This is a genomic window from Nocardia uniformis NBRC 13702 (assembly GCF_001613345.1).
GTDB lineage: Bacteria > Actinomycetota > Actinomycetes > Mycobacteriales > Mycobacteriaceae > Nocardia > Nocardia uniformis.
On the sequence record NZ_BDCE01000044.1, the window covers coordinates 187,295 to 212,955 of the forward strand.

General features: G+C 64.8%; 27 protein-coding genes. 14 read left to right on the forward strand and 13 right to left on the reverse strand.

What is annotated here, in order from left to right; all coding sequences use genetic code 11:
• Positions 1 to 24: 24 nt before the first annotated feature.
• Together NU1_RS13790 and NU1_RS13795 are read left to right on the forward strand one after the other, a co-directional pair.
• Positions 25 to 552: a GbsR/MarR family transcriptional regulator gene (locus tag NU1_RS13790; protein ID WP_067521259.1), complete on the forward strand. Its 528-nt coding sequence runs from the start codon at positions 25 to 27 to the stop codon at positions 550 to 552.
• Between the two features lie 11 nt (positions 553 to 563).
• Entirely contained in the window at positions 564 to 1,055 is a 492-nt protein-coding gene (locus NU1_RS13795) for a GbsR/MarR family transcriptional regulator (protein ID WP_084521269.1), read from the forward strand.
• Between the two features lie 333 nt (positions 1,056 to 1,388).
• Here NU1_RS13795 and NU1_RS13800 read toward each other — a convergent pair whose 3' ends face one another.
• Positions 1,389 to 2,228 (reverse strand): SDR family NAD(P)-dependent oxidoreductase, encoded by an 840-nt coding sequence (locus NU1_RS13800; protein WP_067521265.1) that lies wholly within the window; start codon positions 2,226 to 2,228, stop codon positions 1,389 to 1,391.
• Between the two features lie 237 nt (positions 2,229 to 2,465).
• Between NU1_RS13800 and NU1_RS13805 the strand changes: the two genes are divergently transcribed.
• On the forward strand, positions 2,466 to 3,128 hold the full coding sequence (locus tag NU1_RS13805) for a hypothetical protein (protein ID WP_067521268.1): 663 nt from the start codon (positions 2,466 to 2,468) through the stop codon (positions 3,126 to 3,128).
• A gap of 17 nt (positions 3,129 to 3,145) precedes the next feature.
• Here the strand turns inward: NU1_RS13805 and NU1_RS13810 are convergent, their stop codons facing one another.
• The gene (locus NU1_RS13810) at positions 3,146 to 4,750 is read right to left on the reverse strand and encodes an MDR family MFS transporter (RefSeq protein WP_067521272.1); all 1,605 of its coding nucleotides are present in this window, start codon (positions 4,748 to 4,750) and stop codon (positions 3,146 to 3,148) included.
• A gap of 19 nt (positions 4,751 to 4,769) precedes the next feature.
• Entirely contained in the window at positions 4,770 to 5,384 is a 615-nt protein-coding gene (locus tag NU1_RS13815; RefSeq protein WP_067521273.1) for a TetR/AcrR family transcriptional regulator, read from the reverse strand.
• 236 nt (positions 5,385 to 5,620) lie between these two features.
• On the opposite strand from NU1_RS13815, the gene NU1_RS13820 reads away from it, so the two are divergent.
• From NU1_RS13820 to NU1_RS13835, 4 genes are all read left to right on the forward strand, one after another.
• Positions 5,621 to 6,103, forward strand: a complete 483-nt coding sequence (locus NU1_RS13820; RefSeq protein WP_067521276.1) for a cation:proton antiporter regulatory subunit — start codon at positions 5,621 to 5,623, stop codon at positions 6,101 to 6,103.
• A 6-nt stretch (positions 6,104 to 6,109) separates the two neighbouring features.
• Positions 6,110 to 7,288, forward strand: a complete 1,179-nt coding sequence (locus NU1_RS13825; RefSeq protein WP_067521278.1) for a cation:proton antiporter — start codon at positions 6,110 to 6,112, stop codon at positions 7,286 to 7,288.
• Between the two features lie 234 nt (positions 7,289 to 7,522).
• The gene (locus NU1_RS13830) at positions 7,523 to 8,353 is read left to right on the forward strand and encodes a ParA family protein (RefSeq protein ID WP_245720114.1); all 831 of its coding nucleotides are present in this window, start codon (positions 7,523 to 7,525) and stop codon (positions 8,351 to 8,353) included.
• A 111-nt stretch (positions 8,354 to 8,464) separates the two neighbouring features.
• A complete protein-coding gene (locus NU1_RS13835; protein ID WP_067521284.1) occupies positions 8,465 to 8,677 on the forward strand; it encodes a hypothetical protein in 213 nt (70 codons plus the stop codon).
• A gap of 156 nt (positions 8,678 to 8,833) precedes the next feature.
• Here NU1_RS13835 and NU1_RS13840 read toward each other — a convergent pair whose 3' ends face one another.
• Together NU1_RS13840 and NU1_RS13845 are read right to left on the reverse strand one after the other, a co-directional pair.
• Complete coding sequence (locus NU1_RS13840) at positions 8,834 to 9,199, reverse strand: hypothetical protein (protein ID WP_307643830.1); 366 nt, start codon at positions 9,197 to 9,199, stop codon at positions 8,834 to 8,836.
• Positions 9,200 to 9,297: 98 nt separating this feature from the next.
• Positions 9,298 to 10,944, reverse strand: a complete 1,647-nt coding sequence (locus NU1_RS13845) for a CocE/NonD family hydrolase (RefSeq protein ID WP_067521289.1) — start codon at positions 10,942 to 10,944, stop codon at positions 9,298 to 9,300.
• 399 nt (positions 10,945 to 11,343) lie between these two features.
• On the opposite strand from NU1_RS13845, the gene NU1_RS13850 reads away from it, so the two are divergent.
• Both NU1_RS13850 and NU1_RS13855 read left to right on the forward strand, forming a co-directional pair.
• The gene (locus NU1_RS13850; protein WP_157552214.1) at positions 11,344 to 13,347 is read left to right on the forward strand and encodes a TerD family protein; all 2,004 of its coding nucleotides are present in this window, start codon (positions 11,344 to 11,346) and stop codon (positions 13,345 to 13,347) included.
• A 38-nt stretch (positions 13,348 to 13,385) separates the two neighbouring features.
• Positions 13,386 to 13,994 (forward strand): TenA family protein, encoded by a 609-nt coding sequence (locus tag NU1_RS13855; RefSeq protein WP_067521292.1) that lies wholly within the window; start codon positions 13,386 to 13,388, stop codon positions 13,992 to 13,994.
• A gap of 211 nt (positions 13,995 to 14,205) precedes the next feature.
• Here the strand turns inward: NU1_RS13855 and lppU are convergent, their stop codons facing one another.
• Complete coding sequence (gene lppU / locus NU1_RS13860) at positions 14,206 to 14,790, reverse strand: LppU family putative lipoprotein (protein ID WP_157552216.1); 585 nt, start codon at positions 14,788 to 14,790, stop codon at positions 14,206 to 14,208.
• Between the two features lie 347 nt (positions 14,791 to 15,137).
• Between lppU and NU1_RS13865 the strand changes: the two genes are divergently transcribed.
• Positions 15,138 to 15,746 (forward strand): DUF8020 domain-containing protein, encoded by a 609-nt coding sequence (locus NU1_RS13865; RefSeq protein ID WP_067521297.1) that lies wholly within the window; start codon positions 15,138 to 15,140, stop codon positions 15,744 to 15,746.
• A gap of 499 nt (positions 15,747 to 16,245) precedes the next feature.
• On the opposite strand, the gene NU1_RS41390 is transcribed toward NU1_RS13865, so the two are convergent.
• The gene (locus NU1_RS41390) at positions 16,246 to 16,449 is read right to left on the reverse strand and encodes a hypothetical protein (RefSeq protein WP_157552218.1); all 204 of its coding nucleotides are present in this window, start codon (positions 16,447 to 16,449) and stop codon (positions 16,246 to 16,248) included.
• A gap of 202 nt (positions 16,450 to 16,651) precedes the next feature.
• Between NU1_RS41390 and NU1_RS13870 the strand changes: the two genes are divergently transcribed.
• The 3 genes from NU1_RS13870 (at position 16,652) to NU1_RS13880 (ending at position 18,377) form a co-directional block, all read left to right on the forward strand.
• Positions 16,652 to 17,554, forward strand: a complete 903-nt coding sequence (locus NU1_RS13870; RefSeq protein ID WP_084521274.1) for a helix-turn-helix domain-containing protein — start codon at positions 16,652 to 16,654, stop codon at positions 17,552 to 17,554.
• Entirely contained in the window at positions 17,551 to 17,742 is a 192-nt protein-coding gene (locus tag NU1_RS13875) for a DUF397 domain-containing protein (protein ID WP_067521303.1), read from the forward strand. Before NU1_RS13870 ends, NU1_RS13875 begins: the two co-directional genes overlap by 4 nt.
• Before the next feature lie 80 nt (positions 17,743 to 17,822).
• Positions 17,823 to 18,377 (forward strand): hypothetical protein, encoded by a 555-nt coding sequence (locus tag NU1_RS13880; RefSeq protein WP_067521306.1) that lies wholly within the window; start codon positions 17,823 to 17,825, stop codon positions 18,375 to 18,377.
• 183 nt (positions 18,378 to 18,560) lie between these two features.
• On the opposite strand, the gene NU1_RS13885 is transcribed toward NU1_RS13880, so the two are convergent.
• The 4 genes from NU1_RS13885 to NU1_RS13900 all read right to left on the reverse strand — a co-directional run bounded on the left by NU1_RS13885 (position 18,561) and on the right by NU1_RS13900 (position 20,912).
• A complete protein-coding gene (locus NU1_RS13885; protein WP_084521276.1) occupies positions 18,561 to 19,004 on the reverse strand; it encodes a PIN domain-containing protein in 444 nt (147 codons plus the stop codon).
• Positions 19,001 to 19,273 (reverse strand): ribbon-helix-helix domain-containing protein, encoded by a 273-nt coding sequence (locus tag NU1_RS13890; protein ID WP_084521277.1) that lies wholly within the window; start codon positions 19,271 to 19,273, stop codon positions 19,001 to 19,003. Before NU1_RS13890 ends, NU1_RS13885 begins: the two co-directional genes overlap by 4 nt.
• A 178-nt stretch (positions 19,274 to 19,451) precedes the next feature.
• A complete protein-coding gene (locus tag NU1_RS13895) occupies positions 19,452 to 19,652 on the reverse strand; it encodes a ferredoxin (protein WP_067521309.1) in 201 nt (66 codons plus the stop codon).
• Between the two features lie 33 nt (positions 19,653 to 19,685).
• A complete protein-coding gene (locus NU1_RS13900) occupies positions 19,686 to 20,912 on the reverse strand; it encodes a cytochrome P450 (protein ID WP_067521313.1) in 1,227 nt (408 codons plus the stop codon).
• A 153-nt stretch (positions 20,913 to 21,065) separates the two neighbouring features.
• On the opposite strand from NU1_RS13900, the gene NU1_RS13905 reads away from it, so the two are divergent.
• Positions 21,066 to 24,257 carry an ATP-binding protein gene (locus tag NU1_RS13905; protein WP_067521316.1) on the forward strand — a complete coding sequence of 1,064 codons (3,192 nt, stop codon included), beginning with the start codon at positions 21,066 to 21,068 and terminating at the stop codon, positions 24,255 to 24,257.
• Between the two features lie 45 nt (positions 24,258 to 24,302).
• Here the strand turns inward: NU1_RS13905 and NU1_RS13910 are convergent, their stop codons facing one another.
• Positions 24,303 to 25,139, reverse strand: coding sequence for a DUF4097 family beta strand repeat-containing protein (locus tag NU1_RS13910; protein WP_067521319.1), 837 nt, complete (start codon positions 25,137 to 25,139; stop codon positions 24,303 to 24,305).
• A gap of 286 nt (positions 25,140 to 25,425) precedes the next feature.
• Positions 25,426 to 25,608 (reverse strand): hypothetical protein, encoded by a 183-nt coding sequence (locus tag NU1_RS13915; RefSeq protein WP_067521322.1) that lies wholly within the window; start codon positions 25,606 to 25,608, stop codon positions 25,426 to 25,428.
• Positions 25,609 to 25,661: the final 53 nt, after the last annotated feature.

A 25,661-nucleotide genomic window follows, 5' to 3' on the forward strand; every position in this document is an offset into this window, starting at 1 on the left:
AAGTCTCGAGCGAGAGGGTGACCAGTGTCGACAGCGCAAGAAGATTCGCAGGAGGAGGCCGTCCTGCGGTTTGTGGAACAGTTCGCGCTGCTACTCACCGAATCGGGCATGCCGCGCATGTCGGCCAGAGTGTTCGCATTCGTCCTCGCCGATGACGCCGAGCACTACTCCGCGCAGGAGTTGGCGCAGGGATTGCGGGTGAGCCCCGCCGCGATCTCGGGAGCGGTGCGTCACCTGGTTCGGATCGGCCTGCTTGGTCGTGAACGCGAGCCGGGCGCACGTCAGGACACCTTCCGCGTTTACGACGACGACGTCTGGTACGCCATCACCATGCAGCGCAGGGAAGCCCTCGACCGCTCGGTGCGGTTCCTCGGCGAGGGCGTCGACTTGCTCGACCAGGCCCGCCCCGGCGGTCGCCGGGTACGCGAGACACTCGAGTACTACCGGTTCATGCGCGCCGAACTGCCGGAGACGATGCGACGATGGAAGGAGCGTCGACGGGAGCTGTTCGGAGATGAGATCGCGCCGGACGCCGTCGGCTCCCATGGATGAGAGGAGAGGGAGTGTCGGCCGATACTGCCGCGGCGAATAGGGAAGTTGCCAAGGCGCGCTTCGTGGAGAAGCTGGCGATCGGCCTCGCCGATATGGGCTGGCCCCGCATGCCCGCGCGGGTATTCGCCACACTGATGGTCTCCGAGGACGGCCGGATGTCGGCTCGCGGACTCGCCGATGCGCTATCGATCAGTCCGGCAGCGGTATCCGGCGCGGTCCGCTACCTCGATCAGGTCGGACTGGTGGCCAAGGAGCGGATGCCCGGCCAGCGCCGCGATTCCTACCGGCTCTACGACGATCTCTGGTACGCGAGCTTTCTCAAGCGCGATCGCATGATGAAGATGTGGTCCGAAACCGCCAGTGAGGGAGTCGAACTCATGGGCAGCGACACCCCGGTGGGCCGTCGGCTCGCCGAAATGGGGGATTTCTTCGACTTTTTCGCCGCCGAGTTGCCGGTGCTGTTCGACCGCTGGCACGAGCGTCGGCGCGCTGCGGGCCTCTGAGGAGCGCAGCGGACCGCTGAGCCGTCACGCTGATTCGACGATGGCCTGCACCCTACCGCTCTGCTCGTCGCTCGCGAGCGTCGTCAATCTGTGCTCGACGTGCGGCGGCACCCCCTCAATGCTCAGTTCGACGCCGTCCTTCTCCACGTGGTCGATGAAGGTCAGCAGCGCCTTAGCCCGTATCGGGTAGCGGCCGAATCGCTGAGGCCGTGCTGGCCAGTGGCCCGCCAGTGCCCACCAGCGGGTTCAGGTGATTGCGGGAACAGGAAAAATATCCAGCGGACCGGCGCGTATCGACATTCGGGCGCGTCCCGCGCCGGCAGCGGACAGCGGTCAGTTCTCGGGTAGACCGACAAGTCTGGTGCTGATCTCGCACAGGCGTTGGGCGGCCGCGTCATCGAGGGCGCGCCGCGACGGTGTCTTGACCCGATTGTGTTGGAAGTAGCGTCCGGAGATCTCGGCCACCTCGGGTGCGGTGGCGAGATAGGTGAGGGTTCGGCCGCCCTCGGCCGCGGAGATCATGAACAGCCGCTTGGCGACTGCGGCGAAGGGCCTGCCGTACCACGGCATGGAATCCCAGATGTGGGTCGCCACCGCGCCGGGGTGAAAGGCGTTGACGGTCACGCCGGTTCCGGTGAGGCGATGCGAAAGTGCCCTGGTGTACAGGATATTGGCCAGTTTGGATCGGCTGTAAGCCTGCTGGCCCGAATACCCTTCGCGGAAGCCGAGATCATCGAAATCCATGGTCGCGCCGAAGTTCATCACCGAGGAGGTGAACAGGATGCGCGCCGGGGCGCTGTTCGTCATCAGGTCGAGGAGCAGCTCGGTGAGGAGGTAGCCGCCGAGGTGATTGACGGCGAAGGTGGCCTCGATACCGTCCGCGGTTTCGGTCCGCTCGTTGTAGTAGCCGCCGGCGTTATTGGCCAGCACATCGATGCGGCCGTAACCGCTCAGCACCGCCTTGGCCAACTGGCGCACCGAGGTCTGGGAGGCGAAATCGCATTCCAGCGTATCGACTTCGCCCGCACCCGCGGCTCGCACCAGCTGTGCCGCATGCGCGAGTTTGCCGGGGTTGCGCCCCACCAGTACCAGGCGATCGCCCTCCGCGCCGAGTTGCTGTGCGGCCTCGAGACCGATACCCGATGTGGCCCCCGTGATCAGGATCGTCTTCATGACGTCTCACCCTGCCACCCGGGTTCCCCGCGCCACGGTCTTGAATCCCGTCGATCACGCCGCTCATCGGCCTTATCGAGAAGTGCTGGGCACAGGGAATAGGGGCGTTTAGGGGTGTCCACGTCACCAGGGCGTATTCCACCCCGGGACACCCGGGGTGGGTTGGCTCGAGGGAACAGGCCCGGAAGGCGGCGGCGGTTCCGGTAATTTGTCCGCCCACACCGCTAGTCTGCCGACATGGTCAGGGTGGAGTCGGCGCTGCGTCAGCTGATGCGCGATACGGGAAAGCTGCTGGAGCCATATGGGTTTCATGGGTCCGAACCGATCTGGGTGCGGGTGGGGGAGGAGGGGGTGGCGGCGGTCGGGCGCACCCGGACATTTCGGACCTGGACGGGTGGGCAGCAGGTGCTCAGCTTCGGCTTGGCGCTCAGCGCCACGCCCATGGCCTGGTGGGAGTGGCGCAACTGGTGCCATGCGCGGCAGGGGCTCGCGGCGATAGCGCTCGAGCGGGCCACCGGCCCCGATCTGATTACCGACAGCGGCTTATCGGAGGATTTGACCGCCATGTGGTCGCTGCGGATCGCCACCGGCCATGCGCTGCCCGAGGATGTCGACGCCGTCCGCGCGGAACTGCCCCGGCGCGTGCACGCCTACGCCCGTCGAGCCATCCGACTAGCCGATTCGGAGCGATACCTGGATGAATTGCTGGCCGACCCCGATCCGGGCGTGCGGGCGCGGGAAGCGATTGTCGTGCTGCTGGCCGACGAGGGGTCGAGTTCGCGGCTCGACGAGGCCATCGATGAGCTGCGGACGTGTTCCGCGTCCTCGGAGGCGTCCGAGTACGCGGAACACGTCATTGCCTACGCGCGCTCACGTGCCGAGCTGGTCCCGGCGCGCTAGCCGGGGACCGGGTTCCGTTATTCGGTCGGCGCGTCTGTCTTCGACAGATCGGTCTTCGGCGGGTCTTCCTCCAGCACCGCTTCACCGCGGGCGACCATGCCCGCCTCATCGGAGAGCGTCAGTTGCGGGATGAACAGCGCGAGTACGAATGCCACCGCCACCCCCGGAATCAGGTACCAGAAGCCGGGGACCAGGGCGTTGACGTACGCGCCGACGATCGCGTCGTGCAGCTCCGCGGGCAGGTTCTTGACCACCGACGGCACCAGGGCGCCTGGATCGAGTCCGGCCGCCTGCTGCCCGTTCGCGCCGAACGCATCGGTGAGACCCTCGGTGAGGCGGCTGGTGAAGATCGAGCCGAAAACCGCCACGCCGATGGCGCCGCCCATTTCCCGGAAGTAGTTATTGGCGCTGGTCGCGGTGCCGATCTGGTCGGGCGCCACCGCGTTCTGCACGACCAGCACGATGATCTGCATGATCAGGCCGAGACCCGCGCCCATGACGAAGAGCATGCCGGAGACCACCCACATGGAGGTGTGCGCGCTCAGCTGGGTCAGCCACAGCAATCCGCCGCCCATGATCAGCGCGCCGATCGGCGGATATATCCGGTAGCTGCCGGTTTTGGTGATCGCGGTCATCGAGCCGACCAGTGTCGCCAACATGCCGACCATCATCGGGATCAGCAGCAGGCCGGATACCGAGGCCGAAGCGCCGGTGGCCATTTGCAGATAGGTCGGAATGAACGCCAGCGCCGCGAACATCACCAGACCGACCACCAGGCCGATGGCCGAGGTCAGCACGAAGGTCCGATTGCGGAACAGCCACAGCGGCAGCATCGGCTCCTCGGCGCGGGCCTCCACGACAATGAAGGTGCCGACCACGACCACCAGGGCCGCGATCATCGACACAACGACCATAGAATCCCACTCGTAGCGCTTACCGCCCCAATCGGTAATGAGGATGAGCAGCGTGGTCGCCGTGGACATGAGTACGACGCCGAGATAATCCGGCCGCGACTTGGGGCGATGGCTGGGGAGGTTCAGATACCGGAATGCGATGACCATGGCCGCGATACCGATCGGCACATTGATCCAGAAGCACCAGCGCCAGCCGATGTGATCGGCGAAGAAGCCGCCGAGCAGTGGTCCGGCCACCGAGGTGATACCGAAGACCGCGCCCATCGGCGCCATGTACTTGCCGCGATCCTTCGCGGGCACCACGTCGGCGATAATGGCCTGCGCCAAGATCATCAGACCGCCACCGCCGACACCCTGCAGCCCGCGGAACGCGATGAACTCCCAGAACCCGGTCGCCAGTGCCGCGCCGATGGAGGCGGCGGTGAAGACGCCGATGGCGAACAGGAACAGCCACCGTCGTCCGAACAGGTCGCCGAACTTGCCGTAGATGGGCATCACAATGGTGGTGGCCAGCAGGTACGACGTTGCGGTCCAAGCCATTTCGGAGACCCCGCCGAGCTCACCCACAATGGTCGGCATGGCGGTGCCCACGATCGTCTGATCGAGACTGGCCAGGAACATTCCCGCGATCAGCGCGGAGAAGATGAGCCAGATCCGTTTCTGTGTGAGGACAATCGGGGTCGGCGGCGAATCAGCCGTCGTGGTCATCACATCTCCTTATCGATTTTCACAAACGTCGGAACAGCTCGGCCGCCATATCGCACTGCGCGCGCAGGGCATCGGACAGGGACCCAGAAGGATTGCTGGCCAGCGACATCGCGGCCCTCGTGGTCAGGCACGACATGATTCCGGCAATGAGCCCGGCGTATTCGGCCGATACCTCGCCGCCGCTGCGCGCGGACAGCAGGTCCCGCACGGCCGCCTCGTGCCGGGCACCGGCCGCGATAAAGGCCGCGAGCACCCGCGGCTCGGTGTGGATGATCTCCGCGATCAGGGCGATGCTCTCGCGCACTTCGCTGTCGGGCTCGTATCCGGAGGCGTACAGCCAGATCACATCGTCGATCAGAATGCCGCTGGGGCCCCCGGCGACGAATTCCTCGCGCGCCTGTGGTGTACCGATCTCGGTAATCGGCCCGACCACCGCGTCGAGCTTGGTGTCGTAGTAGTTGAAGAAGGTGCGCGGTGAGACCCCGACGGCCTTGGCGATGTCGTCGGTTGTGGTCGCGTCCAGCCCCCGTTCGGTTGTGAGCTGTCGAGCCGCCATGCAGAGGTCGAGGCGGGTCTGCCACTTCTTCCGTTCCCGCAGCCCCATCTCCGGCTCGTTGTGCTTCGCGTCGGCCATGGCGGATAATTTAGCAGAAACTGCAAGTTTTCAGAAACTGCAAGTTCTGGGGCGGGTGGCATCCGCTGCCCCGTTGCTGTCGAATTTGTTGAAATGCGCTGTCTGTCAGCATGATCAGGGCCGGATGCGGTGCCGCCACGTGTGCCCGGTTTGCCATACCGGTTCCTTTACGGAATCATTACCATCCGGAGGATTCGGGAAGTCCAGTTGGGTCTGTTTGCGGTTACCGTGGATTTGTGAACGTCGAGGTTACGCAGCTGCCCGGTATCGGGGTACGCAAGGACTTTTCGCTGTCGGGTTCCCGTCGCCGGATCGGCATCATCGATCACAAGGACGGCACGATCGATCTGATCGTGAGCAAACCCGGCAATCCTGATGTGACAGAACAGATCGCGTTATCTGTTCGGGAGGCAACGGTGCTGGCCAACCTGTTGGGCGCCCCGCAGCTGGTGGCGCAATTGCAGGAAGAACATCGGGAATACGGTGACCTGACTACCCGTCAGATCGCCATCCGCGCCCGCTCGCCGTACGACGGCCGACCGCTGGGCGACACGCAGATGCGGTCGCGCACAACGGTGTCCATCGTCGCGGTGATGCGGGCCGGGCACGCTATTCCGTCGCCGGGGCCGGAATTCCTATTCGCCGCAGGTGATGTGTTGGTTGTTGTCGGTACCGCGGAGGGCCTGGGGGCCGCCGCCAGGATTTTGACGGATGGCTGAAAGTAGATGGTGGCACACGAAACCGCGCTCGCGCTGATACAGCTGGGCGCGGTCTTTTTCGGTCTGGGGTTGCTGGGACGGCTCGCCTTGCGGATCGGCATGTCGCCGATTCCGCTGTATCTGATCGGCGGACTGGTGTTCGGCACCGGCGGACTGGTCGAGCTGGATCATGTCGACGAGTTCATTCACCTGGCCAGTGAGATCGGCGTTGTGCTGCTGTTGCTGCTCCTCGGATTGGAGTACACCGCAAACGAACTGGTCACCGGTATGCGGAACTCGTGGGCGGCCGGTGTACTCGATATCGTACTGAACGCGACCCCCGGCGTGGTGGTGGCATTCATGCTGGGGTGGGGCGTCACCGGCGCTGTCGCGATGGCGGGCGTCACCTACATCTCCTCGTCCGGAATCGTCGCCAAGGTCCTCGGTGATCTCGGGCGGCTGGGTAACCGCGAGACCCCGACCATCCTGTCCATTCTGGTATTCGAGGATCTGGTCATGGCCGCGTACCTGCCGGTGCTGACCGCGGTCCTGGCCGCGGCTGGCTTCCTGGCCGGACTGCAAACCGTCGGGATCGCCTTGGCCGCCGTCACGGTCGTGCTCGTCGTCGCGCTGCGCTACGGCAAATACGTCTCGATGATCGTCGACAGCGCCGATCGGGAAATCTTCCTGCTCAAGCTGCTCGGTTCCGCGCTGCTGGTCGCCGGTGTCGCCTCCTCGCTACAGGTGTCGGCGGCGGTCGGCGCGTTCCTCCTCGGCATCGCCATCTCCGGCTCGACCGCCCATAGCGCCACCAAACTCCTGGAACCGCTGCGGGACCTGTTCGCGGCCATGTTCTTCGTCCTGTTCGGGCTCAGTACCGATCCGAGCACCATCCCGCCGGTGCTCGGCTGGGCGATTGTGCTGGCGGTGGTCACCACGCTGACCAAACTGGCGACCGGTTGGTGGGCGGCCAAGCGGGCCGGAGCCTCGAAATACGGTCGTGCCCGTGCTGGCACCGCCCTGATCGCGCGTGGCGAATTCTCCATTGTCATCGCCGGTTTGGCCGTCGCGGCGGGCGCGGTACCCGCCGAATTCGCCGCCCTGGCCACCACCTATGTATTGCTGATGGCCGTATTGGGGCCGATTGCCGCCCGCGGGGTGGAACCGGTGCTGCGGCGTTTCGACCGACCCGCCGCGGCCGTCTGATCGCAGCACACAAAATGCGACATTTCAGATGGCGCTCTCGAATTGCCTTGGATTCGTTAATGATCCGCTAACGCAGAAACGCCGCAGTGAGCAAGGACTCACGCGTCGTGCCGCTCGGTTGTGCTGATAATCGGTTAACCTAGCGACATTTCGGCAAACATCCCGTGGCTTGTTGAACTGGCCTCACGGTCGCAGCGAGTAGGGGACTGAAGCGAACAGGAGCGTCGGCGGATCGTGACTGCAGAGGTGCCCTACGGCGAAGCACGGATAATTGCCCTGTGCAATCAGAAGGGCGGCGTCGGAAAAACCACCTCGACCGTCAATCTGGGTGCCGCGCTCGCCGAATGTGGCCAGCGCGTACTACTGGTCGACCTGGATCCGCAGGGCGCGCTATCCGCCGGTCTCGGTGTCGCCCACAATGACCTGACCTTGACGATCTATGACCTGCTCGGCAGGGACGCACCGCCGATCGACGAGGTGCTGGTCAATACCTGCGTCGACAATATGGACCTGCTACCGAGCAATATCGATCTGTCCGCAGCCGAAATCCAGATGGTCAACGAGGTCGCCCGGGAACAGCTGTTGCGGCGGGTCCTCGATCCGATTCGGGACCGCTACGACTACATCCTCATCGACTGTCAGCCCGCGCTGAGCCTGCTCACCGTGAACGCGCTCGCCTGCGCCGACGGCGTGATCATCCCGATGGAGTGCGAGTTCTTCTCACTGCGTGGGCTCGCGCTGCTCACCGACACCATGGAGAAGGTGCACGACCGGTTGAACCCTCGGCTCAATCTGCTCGGCATTGTGGTCACCATGTTCGATTCGCGCCTACTGCACGCACGTCAGGTGCTGGCGCGGGTCAAGGAGGTCTTCGGCGAGCGGCTCTACGACACCATGATCTCGCGGACCGTCCGCTTCCCCGATGCCAGCATCGCGGGCGAACCCATTACCACCTGGGCGCCCAAATCCCGTGGTGCGGAACAGTACCGGGCTTTGGCGCGTGAGGTTATCGCGCAATCGGAGCGGCTGCCCGCGCTGGAACAGCCTGCCGCCGTTTCCCGGTGAGAACCCGCAGCGTGATGGCGAAGATCAGCGCAGGCAGGGTGGCGATCGCACGCGCAGGTCGGCGGCGAATACGACGGTGACCACGGAGGCCTCCTCGGCATACTCGATCGTATGACCGCCGCAACCATCAAGGTGCCGAAGGCGACTCGAGACCGGCTGCACCGGCTGGCGGCAGCCCACGGCCTAACCCTCGCCCAGCAGATCGACCGGCTTATCGACGAGAGCGCAACGAAGCCGCGTCCCACCACCGGCGGATACCGCAGCGACCGGCCACTCGATGCCGAGGAGATCGCCGCGGAACTGAACAGGGGCTTCGGCGAGTGACCGCTGTCATCGTCGAAGCCAGCGCCATTTTGGCCGCGTTCGACGAGCACGCCCAAGCGCCGGAAACGCTCCGGCGAAGTCTCGCAGCCGTCATCGCTCACACTGGGGTCGCTCGAGCGGTCACCGGAACCTGTTCGGCGACGATCCGGCCGAATCTCAATCCATCGTCGACGCCGGGCCGCTCAGCTCCGCATCCGCCAGTGCTTGGTCGAAGGACTCCGTCTGGCTCGGGAACAGCGATGTCAATGCCGTATAGGCCGCGGCGGCCACCGCCGCCGCTACGGATGCGCCCGGTGGCGCCGGTGGCAAGTCAGGCAGGTACGGACCGTATTTCGCGCTGGGACCGTGCGCGCCGGTGAACCCGTCGTGCATCGACAGGTGCACCATCGCCAAGGCCCGCGCACCGAGCGGCGGACCGGTCTGTTCATTGGCGCCATTGCCGTGGCTCACTCGATTCGCGTCCAGCGCAACAGCATTCCAGTACCGAATTGCCCCTATTACTCGGCTTACGCACGGCAACAACAGATTTGGAGATCGGATGAGTGATGGTGAGCCGCAATGCCGCAGCCGCGGTTCGGATGAACAGCGGCTGCGAACGTGTCCGGAATTGCTGCTATCGGCTAGGAGGACATCGGGATATCGACGTAGGCGGGACCGTATTCGCTCGACAGCGTGACGGTGCCGCCGGTGTCGGGATCGCCGGGGTAGAAGTAGAGGTGATCGCGGGCATCGGTGATCAGGACCAGTTTGTGGCCGATCGGGATTCGATAGTCGGTGGCTTGCATGCGGATCCGCACGGCGGTCGGCTGACCGGATTGCTGGTTGTGCACCGTGGTGGCGGCGTGGGTGATGATGCGCATCGCGCCGGTGAAGGGGTTGAGGTCGAAGAGGTAGGCAATGAGGGTGACCATGTCGCCGGTGGGCGTGACCGTCAGCGCGACCTCGGGGATGCCCGCGAGGTGTTGGGGGCGCAGGAATGCCGGGCCGGTGGTCCAGATGGCGGCGGTCGTGCGGTCGATATCGGCGAGTGGTTGGCGACGGGGCATGAGCAGTCGCTCGCGGAACCCGTCCTCGACGAGCTTCTCGACCGCTCGCGCCTGCTGGCCGCCCGCCTGGAAGTTCTGGCTGAACGCGGGCGGGGCCTCTGAACGCAATGTGCCGTACGAGGATTCGTCCTGGGGTGCGGTGAGGAAGTAGCGTCTTGCCGACCTCGACCAGGAGTGCAGATCCGCGGCGGCGCCGACGGTGAAGGTGTGCATGGTCTCGGTGTGCACCGCACCGTCGTGGTCGATGCCATTGTCTATATCGAGCAGGAAGCGATCGAACCAGTCGTAGGCGGCCTCGGTGGTGCGGGTGTACACGCCGAGTAGCAGGCCGGGAATCTCCACCGCGCCGTGGTCGCCCACCGCCAGATCCAAGCGCTTGGGTTCGGGAAAGCGATCGAAGTATTCGAGCAGCTGATTCTGCGGGAAGATCGTCTCGTGCCAGAAGCTGGTGAAGAAAGTCGGTACGGCTCGTGGCGTGCCCTGTAGATGAGCGGGGGAGCGGTCCCTCGCATAGTCCAGGACCAGGTCGATATTCGTGTTCGCCCGGAAGTCGTCGAGCACCTTCGACAGTTCCGCGCTGGGGCGGTCGCTGATCAAGGCGAGCGCTTCCGCCGCCGCCGTATGGCGCGTCCCATTATCGTAGAGCGCCTCGCCCAGATCAGCCCAGGTACTCAGTGCGACAACGGCTTTGACCCGATCGTCGGCCTGCGCGACGAGCTGGCTGATCCCGGAACCGTACGAGATGCCGGCCATCCCGATCTTCGCCTTGTCGGCGTTCAACTGAGTATGTTCCAATGCCCAGTCGATCACCTTCTTCCCATCCGCGACATCTTCGGGCCCGGCAACAGTCAGCTCCCCTTCGGACCCGGGTAGCCCACGTTCGGTATATGCGACCACGGCGTAACCGCGCATCAGCAGCCGAATAACGGCTCCGGAGTACATCTTCCAACCGGTCGGATCCAACCCGGCAGGCATGACAATCAGCGGGTGCGGCCCACCGGTCAGCGGCCAAGCGGCAATCCCATCGAGTAGCACACCCCCCGCCCCCGGTATCAATACCTTCCCGAGATTGCTTCGAGCCCGAACCGCGGCGATATCGTCGACGAGATACTCCGGAACGCCGGTAGCGGCCCCTGTCAGCAACCCATTGACCACCGCCTCGACATCAGCTTCCTGATCGGGAGCCAGTAACCGCAATTGATTCGAACGCGCGTCAGCCATGTTCCTACCCTTTCGATCCTGTTGAGTCCGGAGAATTCTCGTGCGATCGTGCTGTCGGCCTCCTGCTGCAGGAGTTGAGCCGCGGACGTCATTGTCACGGAGAGGAAATTCCGGAGCTATGGCAAGGTTGAATCGCGCCGGCGAATGCGGTGGCGGCGCACGAAGCTGTCGAAATACGCTTGAAGGCAACAGCTTTGAGGAAAGAGTACCGTGTACCTCCATACTTCCGGGCGGAATCGAAATTTCTACCGGGAGTCGGGTATTCGGGTCGGGCGTGGGCTATCTGCGGCGTGCTAACGAAAATACGGGTCGGTCGGAACTGTAACAACTCTCGTGGGAGTGCCGAATTCTTATGTGGCAGTGTCGATGCGACGTGCTCGTACAGTGGAGAGGCAAACCTTGACGGCTTCGATTCTTTCGAAGGGCCAGAATGTGTCGCTGCCCGGTGATATCGAACGTGTCGATGTCGTTATCGGGTGGGCGGAATCGGAAATCGAGGTGGACGCCTCGGCCCTGTTAATCGGAGAGGACCGAAAGGTTCGCTCTGATAGTGATTTCGTCTTCTACAACCAACCGGAATCGTCGGACGGATCGGTGCGATTCCTCGGTAGTAGTGCGACCGAGGGGGGTGCGCAGACCAGGATCGCCATCGACCTGTCCGCGATCCCGGACGATATCCACACGGTCGCACTCGCTGGCAGCGTCGGCACCAGGACTTTCGGAGAGCTGGGCAACATAGCGTTCTGTGTTGTCGACGGAGCGGGGCAGGCGCTGGCAGAGTACGCGACCGCTGACGCCACGACAGAGTCAGCGTTCCTGTTCGGTGAGGTGTACCGCCGCGGCGGTATCTGGAAGGTCCGCGCCGTGGCGCAGGGATGGGCTTCCGGATTAGCGGGCCTGGCAACGGATTTCGGTGTCACGATCGAAGACGACGCGGAAGGTCGATCGGCCGATACGCCCTTCGATGCGGGATCAGCGGCCGAACCCGAGCCGACCGCTGTCGTACCGGATTCCACCGACGCTGTCGTATTGGATTCCACCGAGGGTGTCGTGCCGGATACCGAAGTCGCGCAGCCCGATACGGCCAGCGTTCGGACCGTGCCCCGCCGCCGCGGTGTACGTACCTCGAAGCGGGTCGCGAAGAATGCCAAGCCTTTCGAGTTCAAACTGGCCGAGAACGAGAGCTGGCAACCGGCTCGATTGTTCTCCGTGGTCGGCGTCGGAGCAGGGGAGGAGCAGGAGCGGCGTGCCACCTCGGCGCTGATCGCGACAATGCAGGCCGTCCGTCCGTTCGCGCGGGCGGTCTGCGCGCGGATGGGCGCTCCCGCAGGGAGTTTCGAGGGCTATGCCGAGGTGCAATACGCGCGGGGTGAATCGAAGGTCATCCCCGACGTGGTACTCAAGGTGGTTCGAGGCAGCCGCGTGTGGACCGGCCTGCTCGAGGTCAAGACCGGCAACAGCAAGCTCAAGCACGACCAGCTCGAGAGCTATCTCGACGTGGCCCGCAAGAACAAGTACGACGTTGTGGTCAGCCTGTCGAACGATATTCCCGCAGGCCCCGGAGAGCTGCCCGTCGAGGTCGACCGTCGCAAGCTAGCCAAGGTCGCCCTGCGGCACCTGTCGTGGGCGGAGGTGGCGCACGAGGCGCGAATGCTGCTGTCGCACGGGGGTATCGACGACGATTTACAGGCGTGGTTGCTGAGTGAGTTCCTGCGCTACCTCGATCATCCGCGCTCGGGCGCGGCCGAGTTCGTCGATATGGGTCGGCACTGGGTTGCCGTTCGTGACGCGGTGACCGCGGGCACCCTGCGCGCGGGGGATCAGAAGGCGCTCGCCGTCGCGGATACCTGGGTGTCGTTGGCGCGCCATCTCTCGCTGCGGCTGACCGCCGAACTCGGGCTGACCGTCGGGCACATCCTGCCTCGTCGACACCGCGTCGATCCCGCTGCTCGCAATGCTGCCGTCGCGGAGCTGTTGGCGACCGACGGAATATTCGAAGCTGTCCTCCGGATTCCGGATGCGTCAGGTGACCTCGTGGTTGTGGCAGACCTGCGTACCAACAAGATTCGCTGTCGTACCACCCTCGATGCGCCCGATGCGGGAACATCTGGTCGTCGAGTGTCGTGGTTGCTCAGACAGCTCCAGGACGTGCCGGGCGATGTGCAGGTGGAAGCGGTGTTCTCCGAGCCCGGCAATGAGGTCTGCGAGCACCTCGACACCGTGCGCGCGAACCCCAAGGCGCTGACCGCCGATCGTGCCGGTGCGATCGTGTACTTCACGTTGGAGCAGAGTCTCCCCATGGGCAGCCGGAGGTCCGGGACCGCGGCGAGCTTCATCGCTAGCGTGACCTCGGCAGCGGATGTCTTCTATGGGCGGGTGATCGAGCCCCTGCGGGACCGGTGATCGCCATCGTGTACACGGCACCTGATTGACTCAGGGGTATGAGTCTTTCGTCGCATCTGGAGGATGTGGGTTATCCGCTTGTCGCGCGGCAGCTCGAGCACCCGACTGTGGTCGGGATCGGTAAGGGGGTTCTGCCGGAGCCGGTGTTTCGGTCCTGGCTCGAGCAGGACTACTTGTTCCTGCTCGATTATGTGCGGGTGTTCTCGCGGCTGGCGTGGCAGGCTCCGGCTGCTCATCTGGGTGATCTGGTGGATTTGGCGTATGCCACCTATCACGAGGAGTTGTCTTTGCACCGGTCGTTGGCGGGGGAGTTCGGGGCCGATCTGGAGCATGCGGTGAAAGGTGCACCGTGCCGGGCGTATACGGAGTTTCTGCTGGAGTCGGCCGCCTCCTACGGTGACGGGTTGGCGGCGCTGTATCCGTGCATGTGGGGGTACTCCACCCTCGGCTCCATCCTCGCCGAGAACATGCCCACCGAACCTCGCTACCGGCAGTGGGTTCAGACCTACGCCGATCCGGCCTTCGCCGCCCTGACTCGGCGCTGTGGCCAGATGCTCGACGAGTCCGATATGGATCCCGCTCGCGCCGAATCCCTTTTCCTGGAGGGTATGCGCCACGAGCTGGCCTTCTGGGATGTTCCCGATTGAGAGTCCGTTGCCGCCAGTCGTCGATGGCTTCGACCTGACAGAGTTGACCGGACCAGCAGATCATGCGAAGGCGGCGTTCGGCGGGTGTGAACACGGCGTTCGTAACTAGCTCCGTCGTCGGAGATCGTCGGGCAACGGGCCGAGGGGCTGCGCAGCGAATCGGCGTCCACCACCGGGGCCGGGCTCATGGCCGTACTCGGGGACCGGCTATTTACAGGTGGGCGACGCAGACCACGATCCGCCGCTGGTCGTAGACGAATCCGGCATTGCTCGGGCATGCGGTGATATCGGTGGTACTCGATTCGATCGCCAGTACACGGACCGCCTCGGTGGTGTCGGTGGCGTGGCAGTCGATGTGGCGGGGGCCGTCGCCGCCGAGTTCGATGCATCCGCCGACGGACCAGTCGATATCCATGCACAGTAGGTCGTGTTCGGTGCCCGGGCGGGGGTGGTGATGGACATGATCGACATCGGCGGGGCAGTGGTTGTTCGCGGCCGCCGTCGCGACGACTTTGTAGTGGGAGTTTCCGTTGCCGCAGACAGCCTTTTCCGGATGTGTGTTGGCACCGAATTCCATGCAGTCGCCGATATTCACCGCGGGCGTCCCCGGGGTGGCGGTTTTATTGATGTTCCCGGTGGCGGGGTCCGCTGATCGGGCGCCGAGGACGGGCAGCGGTGGTTCCACTGCCGCCGACGCGGTCGATGCCGTTGTCGGACCGGTGTTTTCGCTGGTATCCGCGCTGGTATCGGCACCCGTGGTTACCAGCGACAGTGCGGCGGCCATCAGGGCTGCCATTGTCAGTGCGGCACCGACCACGACACTCGCCAAGGTTAAGCCGGCATGGAAACGTCGGCGCGACAATACATTCCTCCAGGTCGAACTCCTGCGGCGATCACCCTTCGTGAGATGCGAATTCGTCCGCCGCAGTTCCAAGATCACGCCAGGTATACAGCACATGATGCGCGCCTGTCGAGTCATGCTGTGGTGCAACTATTTTGATCAACTGACTAGATCACGATCCGGCAACGATGAGCTGTCAACTATCGCCAAATTGCCGTGCGGTCGACCACCGTCCACTGGGCACAATGTGGTGACACCGGCCGGGTTACGGCCGGAGCTCTGTGAAAAGGAATTAATTCAGAATGAAGTTTGGCACGTTCGCTGGAACAACCCTGCTGACCATTGCTGCCATGGGAATCGCCACCGGAAGCGTGGCAGCGAAGCCGGCCCTGGACAGCCGGGAAAATGCCTGGTCAGGCGTAGAACAGGGGATTGGCTACCGTGCTGTGCTCGATCATTTCGATCAGGTGATCAGCACCTCGGTCGACGGCGGTAAATTCGAGGTCACCGCCGACGGCGGAAAGGTGCTACTGAAGTCTGACGACGGTGACACGGTCGCGGCGGTGCCATTGGTCTTCGAAATCTCCGAAAAGCGTCTGGAACTCGCCGAACAAATCAGCGACAACGGCGAAAAGCTCACTCTGACGCCGCGGGTGGACGCCAAGGAAATCGGTGAGCTGCGCCAGATCGGCTCCATGGACCGTCTCGTCGCCGAACTCGACAAGAACATGGTCGGCGTCGTCATCGGCGGAATCCTCGGCGGAATCCTCGGAGCCGCAGCCGGTCTCATGATGCTCAGCATTATCACCGGCCCGATCGGCCTCCTGGTCGGCGCGATAGCGGGCGGCTACCTCATGGGCGGCCAGGCCTTCCTCGATGCGGTGATGGCGGTACTCACCGGTCAGCCCTGACGGGTAGCGGGATATCGCGATGTGAACCACTGTTCGGTCCTCGTGGCCGCCGTCGTCCAGCCCGTTCCTGATCGAGATTCGCCATGAACCGGCGCAGTTCGCAACCGTTGCGCTCGCAGACCTCGCCGTGCAACAGCAACGCCGCCCTGATGTCTCGATCACTATATGCCGCAGGTGATGTGGGCGCGGCGTGGCTGATGGTCGGGCTGTCGGAGGACGGTACGTATTCGAAGGGACCGGTCATCGCGGACTCCTGGGGAGTGGCTGGGGACGGGAAGAGGTGGGAGACGGCTGGTCCGCGCGTGGGATGGGCCAGGGCCAGCCATTGTCCCGGTGGACTCGGAGGAGCTGTCGGCGCGCATTGCACGAGGCGGGCGAGGGTGTGGGCGCGTCACCCTCGACACAGTTGCGATGCCGCCACAGCAGGCATTTCACCGTGATCGGGCTGAGCTGCACGGTGGCGGGGATCCGATAGTGCGAGAGCCTGGAGTACATGTCGTCACTGCGCTCGGTGTCGGCCGTGGGCGCGGTGGGTGTTGTGGGTCGGAATGCGGTAGAGCTGGCGTCCGCCCGCGACCAGAAGCGGATCGCTTGGCGTGGGCGGGATTTCGGAACGGTCGATGGAAATCCCCCAAGCGGCGACGGCAACGGTAATCGCGACAGCTAGAGCGACCAAGAGCAATTGGAGCAAGGCAGGGAGCATTGGAACTCCTTGAAAATGTGGGTACTTTCGATGGCCTTACGCCCGAAGCGGCGGATGTCGATGTCGTCGCCTGGTGCTACATCTCAGTAGACACCCAAATCATTATTCGTGAACTGCCCACGGCGTAATGCACACAAAATATGATGAGTGCACACCATGAGCGTGCTCACTGCGAACACTCCCAGATAGCGAGGCTAACAAAATGGCCGGAACAACGGTCTCTCGCAGAGCGTTTGGAAAATACCTGCTCGATCTGCGGGAACAGGCAGGGAAGTCGCCACTTGCGGCAGCGCTGCGCGTAGAGGTCTCCCGCATGACGATCAGGCGGCTCGAGGACGGCGAGCTCACGAAACTGACCACCCCGCAACTCGAAAGTCTTCTGGACTTCTACGCGGTCGACGCCGCCAGTCGAAAGGAAGCGCTAGAGCTGTGGAGTGAAGTCAGGGAACAGGCCAAAGTGGCTAAACTTCAAGGGAATTCGAAAGGATACTGGCGGGAGTACGCAGATCAGTACGCTTCGCATTTTCCGCACCTATTGCGACTGGAGACCTCCGCCAATGAGATCACGACTCATCAGCTGGTTCTCGTGCCCGGACTGTTGCAGACGGCCGACTACCGGCGGGCGATAGCTCGGATCGACGATCCCGCAATGTCTCTCGTCAACCAGGAACGTCGAGTTGAGTTGACGACCCGTCGACAGGCCAAGCTGGATGAGGACGGGTTCAGCATGCAAGCGCTCATCTCCGAGGCTGTACTGCGGCACCAACCTGGCGGCCCCGTCGTGATGTCCGCGCAGCTTCAGTGGTTGGCGGAGGTGAGTGAGCGCGACAACATCAGTATCCGTGTAATCCCGTTCGAGGTTGGCTCGCATCGAGGGTTGACGCTTCTGAGCTTCACGTTGCTGGCTTTTCCGCGCCGACAACGGGGACCGGTCGAACCGCCGGTCGTGTATCTCGAACGTGCGTTGGGCGGTGGTGACTACAACGATCGAGACGACGTAGTTCAGCGATACCGGGCAGCGATCTCGGACCTGCAATCAGTAGCGTTGAGTGAAGGCGACACCCGAAACATGGTGGCGCGATTGGCGAAGGAGTACGCGGCGTGACTTACGAAGCACCTGCGGGCAAATGGTTCAAGTCCAGATGGAGCGAGGCCTCTAATGCGTGTGTGGAGGTCAAATTCGATGGGGATGTGGTCGCCGTCCGAGACTCGAAGAACCCAGGCGGGCCTGAGTTGGAGTTCGGTCCACAGGCCTGGGACGCCTTCCTCTCCAGCGGTATCTGGAAGCGCTGACCCACACCGACGGAGCAGCGCTCTCCAACACGCTGTCGCAATGTCGCGTTCCGCAGGCAGCGCCATCCGATGATGGGCGTATGCGCGACGAGGACAAGAAGTGGCTAGACGGGATTACGCCCGAGGAGAAGGCGGCGTGGGTACGGCAGGACAACCTGATCTACGGCGGGCTGATAGCGATTGGCACCGTCATTGTGCAGCCATTCCTCACCGCTCCCTCGATGGACCTCACCGCCATGATCGCGGTCGTTGCCTTTGCGATCGCCCTGCCGCATCTCGGGGTCTTGGTGCTGATCTCGGACTGGCCCAACCCGGAGGGGTATCCGATCCTGCGATTCCTCCCGGCGACCGCCAAGGCCCTCGGGCTGAGCTTCTCGATGATCGGTGTCGGCGCCGCGTTCTGGCACATCTCGTGGATTGCGGGGGTGGCCGTGGTGGCCAGCGGGTTCGGCGCGTCGATTGCGTTGGGCTCCTATCAGACTCGCGTCATGGTGCCGGAGCAGACTCGGCGGGAAGTCGAGAGGATCAAGCAGGAGGCCCAGCGGGAAGCTGAGCGGAAGTATCGGGGCGGAGGGAAGGCGACCGGCACCGGACACCATGCCCGGGACGATGCCGGCGAAGAGTCAGGGCTGTGACCCAGTGACTGACCGTCTTCTTTCATGGATTCGACCGGTCACTGTCCCTTTCGTTCCTGCTGAAGCGAGGCGACAGGAAGCGGCCCGTCAGCGCGAGGCGGACCGCAGTCGCGAACTGGACCAATGACATCGGAAAGGGTCGAGCTGTTCGACCATCCGCTCGTCGCCTCCAGGCTCGAGGACTTACTGGTCCTGGAGAAGTAGCCGGAACGCGGGGTGTGCGGGGGTGAGCGGTCTGACGGCGCGGAAATCCTTCTCATCCAGCGTCAGGATGTCGTTGGTGAGGTAGCGCTCAGCGAGTACCACGTTGACCGCGTCGGCGAGGTCGAGTCGAAGTCCGCCGTATTGCTGGATGATCTGCTGCGCGACCCGGAGGTCATCGCGATCGACCGGCGGTACGAGTACCGCGCCTTCCTCGGCCGAGGTGAGGAGATCGTCGAGAACGAGATTCGCGATATGACGGTCTTTGCCGAATCGTGCGATCAGCAGATGATCGATCTCGTCGAGCACCAGTGGTGAGACGACAGCTACCGAGGTGGCGAGGAAATCACGTGCACGGCTGTGTAATTCGGCGGCCCGATCGTATGCGGCGATGATCGCCGAGGTATCGGCAATGAAGAAGCTCACTGCCCGTAGGCCTCTCCCAGCAGCTCCTCGCTATCGGCGGCGAAGTTCGGGTCGCCGGAGTCGAACGATGGCCACGGTCGACTGCGGCGCACCTTGTGCGAGCGCAGCAGTACGAGGTCGACCCCTTCGCGGATGAGATCGGCTTCTGATCGCCCCGACTCCGCTGCGGCCTTCTTGAGACGGGCCGCCTGCTCGGGGTCGAGGTACACGCTCGTCTTGGACTTGGACTTGGACTTCATGGAACGTGAGGTGTTCGTCTTGGCCTCCATAGAACGTAGGGTACTAGGTAGGGCATGAGTTGGCCGTGTTCTCGAATCTGTCAGCGCTCGGACATGCCGACCAGGGCCGCGCCCGTACCGGCGGCGCTGTCGGCCCGGTCATCGAGGGCGCGGCGGTGCGCCGACAGTCCCGCGCCCAGCGTTGACCCTGGCCCCAGTCGATCGGCCTTTACTCGCGCGGCTCGTCGAGTGCGAGTGCCCTGGACGGGCAGGTGTCCAGGGCCTCCCGAACTGCCGCGTGACCGTGCCGCGGGCTCCGGTCGAGTAACCGAACCCTGCCGTCGTCCTCATCCTGATCGAAGATCTCCGGCGCGATGAGGGCGCACATGCCCGCGCCGATACAGCGCTCCCGATCCGCAATGATTCGCATTGCCCTGTCTCCTTTCGCGACTGCCGGGTGGACCTACTCGGCCGTTTCCGTCCAGGTGACCGGAAGTTCGTGCACGCCATAGATATTCATGTCCGTCCGGAGCTTCACCTCATCGGCGGGGATGGCGAGTTCGAGGGTGGGGAAGCGGCGCAGCAGTCCGTCGAAACCGGCGCGCATCTCGATGCGGGCCAATTGCTGGCCGAGGCAGGTGTGAATGCCGTGGCCGAAAGCGACGCGGCCGCCGCCCTTGCGGCGGATATCCAGGATGTCCGGGTCGTCGAAGCGCCGAGGGTCGCGATTGGCGGCCAGTAGCGAGACGACGACGGTCGAACCCTTGGCGATCAATTCACCGCCGAGTTCGATGTCCTCGGTGGCGTAGCGGTAGAAGATGTCGGCAACGGACAGGTAGCGCAGCAGCTCCTCGACGGCATCGGGCATCAGTTCCGGGTCGGCGCGCAATTCGGCCATCTGGTCGGGATGTTCGAGGAGCGCGAAGGTACCCAGGCCCAGCATGTTGGCGGTGGTCTCGTGGCCCGCGAGCAGCAGCAGGAAGGCAATACCTACCAACTCCTCGATGCTGAGGTCGTCATTGCGAGCCAGGTCGGACAGGATGTCGTCGCCGGGCTCGGCGCGTTTACCCGTGACCAGTTCGGCGAGGTATCCGGTCATCGCGCCGTACGCGGCCATCTTCTCTTCGATTTCTTGCTCCTTGACCAGGAACTTGGCGGAGTTGACCTGGAAGGTCTCCCGATCCGCGTAGGGCACGCCGAGCATTTCGCAGATCACCAGCGAGGGCACCGGCAGCGCGAACTCCTTGACCAGGTCGACCGGCGGGGTCAGGCGTGCCATCTCGTCCAATTGCCGCTCGGTGATATCGATGATGCGGTCTTGGAGCTGCTTCATGCGCTTGACGGTGAAGGTGCTGGTGAGCAGGCTCCGCAGCCGGGTGTGGTCCGGCGGATCCATGGCGATGAACAAGCCCGGGATCTGCGGAGACGGTTCGGTTTGGGCGGGCATATCCGGAATGTCCTCGACCGTGTGGACCACGCCGATGTCCTGGCGCGAGCTGAACTGGGTGTCGGACATGAGCTGGCGGACCGCCTCATGGCCGGTGACGAGCCAGCCCTCGTGACCGTCGGGGAAGACCATGGGACTGACCGGGCGAGCATCGCGCAGCTGGGTGATCTGGCGGGGCGGGGCGAAGGGCCCCGCATCGCGCTTGGTGGGGAGGCCGTGGGGTACGGGAACCGTTCGAGTCATCGGAATTCCTTTCGGGGCGGGCTGTTGCGACAACATTCGCCGACCGGCCTGACACGCGACTGACACGGCTCTGACACCGGCCCTGCCCCTCGCTGACGTGCTGCTCCGCAGCGGCGGCGCGGGCTCGCCACCGCCCGTGGCAAGATCGGCCGGGTGCAGATCGGGATCCTGGGACCATTCGAAATTCGCACGGATGACGGCGCTTTCGCCGACGTGCCGGGCGCGCGACTACGCGGGCTGTTGATCGCCCTCGCCCTCGAACCGGGTCACGCGGTCCCGAAAGCGACACTCGTCGACTGGATCTGGGGTGAGCACCCGCCATCGGACGCCGCGAACTCCCTGCACCGCTTGGTTTCCCGACTGCGGAAGGCGCTGCCGGAAGGTGTGGTCGAGGGGCAGGCGGACGGCTACCGGCTGCGGGTGGAACCCGACGCCGTCGATGCCGTGCGGTTCGAACGCCTGCTCGCCCAGGCCCGCAATGACGAGGGCGCACAACGCGTCCGGCGGCTGCGCGAGGCCCTCGCGCTGTGGCGCGGCGCGGCCATGCAGGACATCGGCCTACCGGAAAGCGCGGCCTTCGATGCCGCGGTCACCCGCCTCGAGGGACTGCGCCTCACCGCCGTGGAGGATCGGTTCGATGCGGAGATCGGCATCGGCAACGGTGCGGATCTGGTCCCGGAACTGACCGACCTGGTCACCGCGCATCCGATGCGAGAACGGCTCGTCGCCGCACTGATACGGGCCCTCGCCGCGAGCGGTCGCGACTCCGACGCACTGCGGGTGTACGAGCGCACCAGAGAGGCCCTGGCCGATGAGCTGGGCGTCGACCCCTCCCCGGAGCTGTCCGCCCTGCACGTCGCGCTATTGCGCGGTGAGCTGGGACGCCGGGAGGAAAACCGCAAGACCAACCTGCGTGCCGAACTGACCAGCTTCGTCGGCAAGGGCGCTGATATCGAGGTGGTCCGCGAACTCATCGCCGACCACCGGCTCACCACCCTGATCGGGCCGGGCGGATCGGGTAAGACCAGGCTGGCCACCGAAACCGCGCGCATACTGCTCGATGACCTGCCGGATGGGGCCTGGCTGGTGGAGCTCGCGGGCCTGGGCGCCGACGGTGACGTCGCGCAGGCGACGCTCGCCGGGCTCGGCCGCCGGGACGCTCTGCTCGGCGAGGCCCCGAACGCCGATCCGACGGACCGGGTCATCGCCACGCTCCGCGAGCGGGAGGCACTGCTGATCCTGGACAACTGTGAGCACGTGATCGAGTCGGCCGCGAGGTTCGCCGATCGAGTGCTCGGGGAATGCCGACGGTTGCGGATCATCGCGACGAGCCGGGAACCGCTCGGCATTACCGGTGAGGCACTGTGGCTGGTCGAGCCGCTGGCCGTACCGGAGGTCACCGCCACCCCCGGCGAACTCGAATCCGCCCCGGCCGTCCAGTTGTTCCGGGACCGGGCGGCCGCGGTCCGCAAGGATCTCGAGCTCGACGCGCACGCGCTGGCGACAATGACGCGCGTCTGCCGGGCACTGGACGGCATGCCGCTGGCCATCGAACTCGCCGCGGCCAGGCTCCGCACCATGTCCCTGGATCAGCTGGCCCATCGGCTCGACGACCGGTTCCGCCTGCTGACCAGCGGCAGCCGTACCGCGCTACCACGACACCGGACTCTGCGCGCGGTGGTCGACTGGAGCTGGGAGCTGCTCACCGACGCCGAACGGGTTGTGTTGCGCAGGCTTTCGGTGTTCGCGGGCGGAGCGAGCCTGGAAGCGGCCGAGCGGGTCTGCGCGGCGCCGACCTTTTCGAGCGACCTGCGAGCAGTCGCTAGTGCGCCCGACTCGAGCGACGCGGTCGATGCGGGGGAGGTACTCGAATTACTGGAGGCGCTGAGCGAGAAATCGCTGGTGCGCACCGAGGGCGACCTGGCTGCGCGCTACCGAATGCTCGGCACGATCAAGGAGTACGCCGAGCAGCGCCTCGTGGAGGCGGGCGAATCGGAGCCGGCGCGTCATGCGCACCTCGCCTATTTCACCGAATTCGCCGAAGTCGCGGAGCCGCACCTGCGCCGCGCCGAGCAACTGGAATGGCTCGCCGCCCTCGAGATCGAGCACGACAATATCGCTGCCGCGATGCGCGGTGCGCTCGCGGCCGACGAGACAGCCGCGGCGATGCGGCTCGCCGCCGCCGCCGGTTGGTACTGGTGGCTCGGCGGGCACAAGGCGGAGGGCAATGAGCTGATCATGGCCGCCGCCACCATGTCCGGCGAGGTGGCCGACGAGATCCGTGGCACGGTGTACGCGTTCGTCGTACAGTTCGTGACCTCCGGTCCACAGGGTGACCAGTTCGGGGCGGCGGAGTGGATCCGCAAGACGTACGAGATCAGCCAGCGTGTTCAGGGCGGTCACCCGGCGCTGAGATTCGCCGCTCCACTGGAACGCATGCTGCGGGGACCGGACGCGTTCCTGCCCGCGTGGGAAGCATTGCTGGCCGATACGGACCCCTGGGTCCGCGCCCTGGCCCGGCTGCAGCTCGGCAAGATGCGGATCCTGCTCGGCCACGGCGATCGGGCCGCGGATGCGGATCTGGCGAAGGCACTCGACGAGTTCCACGCGATCGGCGACCGATGGGGAATTTCGTTCGCCCGGACCGAACTGGCTAACCGAATAGCTATGCGCGGCGAGTTCGCCGCCGCGTGCGAACACTACGAACAGGCGATCGCGGTCGTCACCGAGGTCGGTGCCATCGAGGATGTGGTGCCGATGCGGTCGCGGCAGGCCCAGCTGTACTGGCTGATGGACAATGCGGAGTCGAGCGCGGCGGCCATGGCGCAGGCGCAGCGGGTCGCGGAACGAGTGGCCTGGCCGACCGTGCTGGCCGAGCTGGCCTTGTCGAAGGCCGAGCTCGCCCGCTGGAGCGGCGACGCCGAACAGGCACACCGACAACTCGACGTTGCGACAGCCACGCTGGGCGACGATGCGGAGCGGTCACTCATCCGCGCGGTGACACAGGACATCCTCGGCTACCTCGCCGAGGACCTGGACGCCGTCCGGCAATATCGCATCGCGGCCTTCCAGGCGGCGTCGGAGACGGGACACACCACCCTGATCGCGCGGGCGCTCGTCGGGATCGCGGATCTGGCGCTGCGAGATCAACAGCCCGAGCAGGCCGCGCGGCTGCTCGCGGCCAGCGCGGGCGTGCGCGGTCTGTCGGATCGTTCCCATCCGGATGTGGCCCGGATCGAGCAGTCCGCGCGAGGCATTCTCGGTGACGAGGGATTCGCCGAGGCGACCCGGGCGGGGACAGAGTCGAGTTGGGCTGAACTGGCCGCGGTCACGCTCGGCTCCTGAAGGCAGGGGAAGAGCCCGCGAGTACCGACGTGCCGGTGTTCGCGGTCAACTCGCCGCACGTTGAATAATGATATCGCCACGCCGCGTGCGCGCATTGATCGTGACCTTGTCGCCGAATGTGTCGAAGTCGTGTTGTGCTGCAACAGAGTTGCGCACCGACCCGCGCTTGCTGTCGGCATCGACCAGGGCGGCAGCGCTCGCGCCGACGCCGACCTCGATAGTTCCCGAGTGGTTCTCCAGTTGCGCGTGCCCGCCTGTCATCCGACCGATTCGAATGTCGCCACTGCCGGTCGTGGCGGTGACGCCGGCGTCGGCGCGGTCGATATCGAAACCACCACTGCCACTGCTGAGATCGAGGTCGGCCGAGGCGTGACCGATCCAGGTCTGCCCGCCCGAGCTCGACAGTCCGACCGCGCCATGGGCTTCGTTGATCCGCACCGCGACCACGCTGCCGTTGATATCGGCGCGTCCGGCGATACGGCCGACCACGATCTCCCCGGCCGAGCTGTTCGCGCGCAGTGCGTCGATGTGATCCAGCTGGACCCGACTCGACGCCATATGCAATTCGTACTCGCCGAAGGAGCCGTCGGCGTGCACACTCGAATGCGTCAGGTACGTCACCACGCTGGAGCCGGTGGGTAGTTCGATCGTGATCGCCACCGAACCGTCCTTGCCGCCTGAGGTGGTGGTCTTGACCGACAGCCGCCCGCCGGCGAATGCGACCCTGGTCTTGTCGGCCACCTTGACGTCGTGCCGGTTCGCCTGGTCGATGGGTTCGACCAGTACGACGGTGTCGGTCCGATCGCTCGCGATGACCCGCACCCGAGCGCCGGCGACCTGCACGGTGGCGGCGATGGGCCCCGGCGTGGCGAAGGTAGACATAGCGGCTCTCCTGCTGTTCGGTCCCGGCCTGTTCATGGGGACAACCATCGGCCTCCGGCCTGACATCCACCTGACATGCCCCTGTCACGACCACTGCGAGAATCTGATGGGAGACGGGGCGGTTTCGGTGCATCGAATAGGAGGGTCTACCAGGCTGTCGCCGCGGTCGCGGGCACCAGTGCCGGACGCGCCGCTCGATGCGATCGTCGAGGAGGCTGTCGGTCGGGCCGTCCGCTAGAAGCGTCGCGAATGAGATCCAGCGACTTCGCGCTACGGCGCGATCGGGTCAAAAGTACATTGCCAGCAGCAAGCCGACGGTCGCGAGGGCGGCGACCAGCGCCAAAGCCAGTGCCTTGCCGACGTCGCGAAATCGATTTCGCCACAAGGGGGTTCGAACCATCTGGCCTGCGATGGCGAATATCGCGACGGCGATCAGCCATACGCCGATGGCGACCGTTGCGCTGTTCATCGGAACTTTCCGATCTCATATAGGTGGCGCTCGATGCCATCGCGCACAGCTGG

Coding starts and splice junctions, on each gene's coding strand:
- NU1_RS13800 (WP_067521265.1), bottom strand. CDS start 2,228: ATGAAGACGATCCTGATCACGGGGGCCACATCGGGTATCGGTCTCGAG.
- NU1_RS13865 (WP_067521297.1), top strand. CDS start 15,138: ATGAAGTTTGGCACGTTCGCTGGAACAACCCTGCTGACCATTGCTGCC.
- NU1_RS13870 (WP_084521274.1), top strand. CDS start 16,652: ATGGCCGGAACAACGGTCTCTCGCAGAGCGTTTGGAAAATACCTGCTC.
- NU1_RS13895 (WP_067521309.1), bottom strand. CDS start 19,652: ATGCGAATCATTGCGGATCGGGAGCGCTGTATCGGCGCGGGCATGTGC.
- lppU (WP_157552216.1), bottom strand. CDS start 14,790: ATGGCAGCCCTGATGGCCGCCGCACTGTCGCTGGTAACCACGGGTGCC.
- NU1_RS13910 (WP_067521319.1), bottom strand. CDS start 25,139: ATGTCTACCTTCGCCACGCCGGGGCCCATCGCCGCCACCGTGCAGGTC.
- NU1_RS41390 (WP_157552218.1), bottom strand. CDS start 16,449: ATGCTCCCTGCCTTGCTCCAATTGCTCTTGGTCGCTCTAGCTGTCGCG.
- NU1_RS13815 (WP_067521273.1), bottom strand. CDS start 5,384: ATGGCCGACGCGAAGCACAACGAGCCGGAGATGGGGCTGCGGGAACGG.
- NU1_RS13810 (WP_067521272.1), bottom strand. CDS start 4,750: ATGACCACGACGGCTGATTCGCCGCCGACCCCGATTGTCCTCACACAG.
- NU1_RS13825 (WP_067521278.1), top strand. CDS start 6,110: ATGGTGGCACACGAAACCGCGCTCGCGCTGATACAGCTGGGCGCGGTC.
- NU1_RS13900 (WP_067521313.1), bottom strand. CDS start 20,912: ATGACTCGAACGGTTCCCGTACCCCACGGCCTCCCCACCAAGCGCGAT.
- NU1_RS13890 (WP_084521277.1), bottom strand. CDS start 19,273: ATGGAGGCCAAGACGAACACCTCACGTTCCATGAAGTCCAAGTCCAAG.
- NU1_RS13835 (WP_067521284.1), top strand. CDS start 8,465: ATGACCGCCGCAACCATCAAGGTGCCGAAGGCGACTCGAGACCGGCTG.
- NU1_RS13855 (WP_067521292.1), top strand. CDS start 13,386: ATGAGTCTTTCGTCGCATCTGGAGGATGTGGGTTATCCGCTTGTCGCG.
- NU1_RS13880 (WP_067521306.1), top strand. CDS start 17,823: ATGCGCGACGAGGACAAGAAGTGGCTAGACGGGATTACGCCCGAGGAG.
- NU1_RS13915 (WP_067521322.1), bottom strand. CDS start 25,608: ATGAACAGCGCAACGGTCGCCATCGGCGTATGGCTGATCGCCGTCGCG.
- NU1_RS13805 (WP_067521268.1), top strand. CDS start 2,466: ATGGTCAGGGTGGAGTCGGCGCTGCGTCAGCTGATGCGCGATACGGGA.
- NU1_RS13845 (WP_067521289.1), bottom strand. CDS start 10,944: ATGGCTGACGCGCGTTCGAATCAATTGCGGTTACTGGCTCCCGATCAG.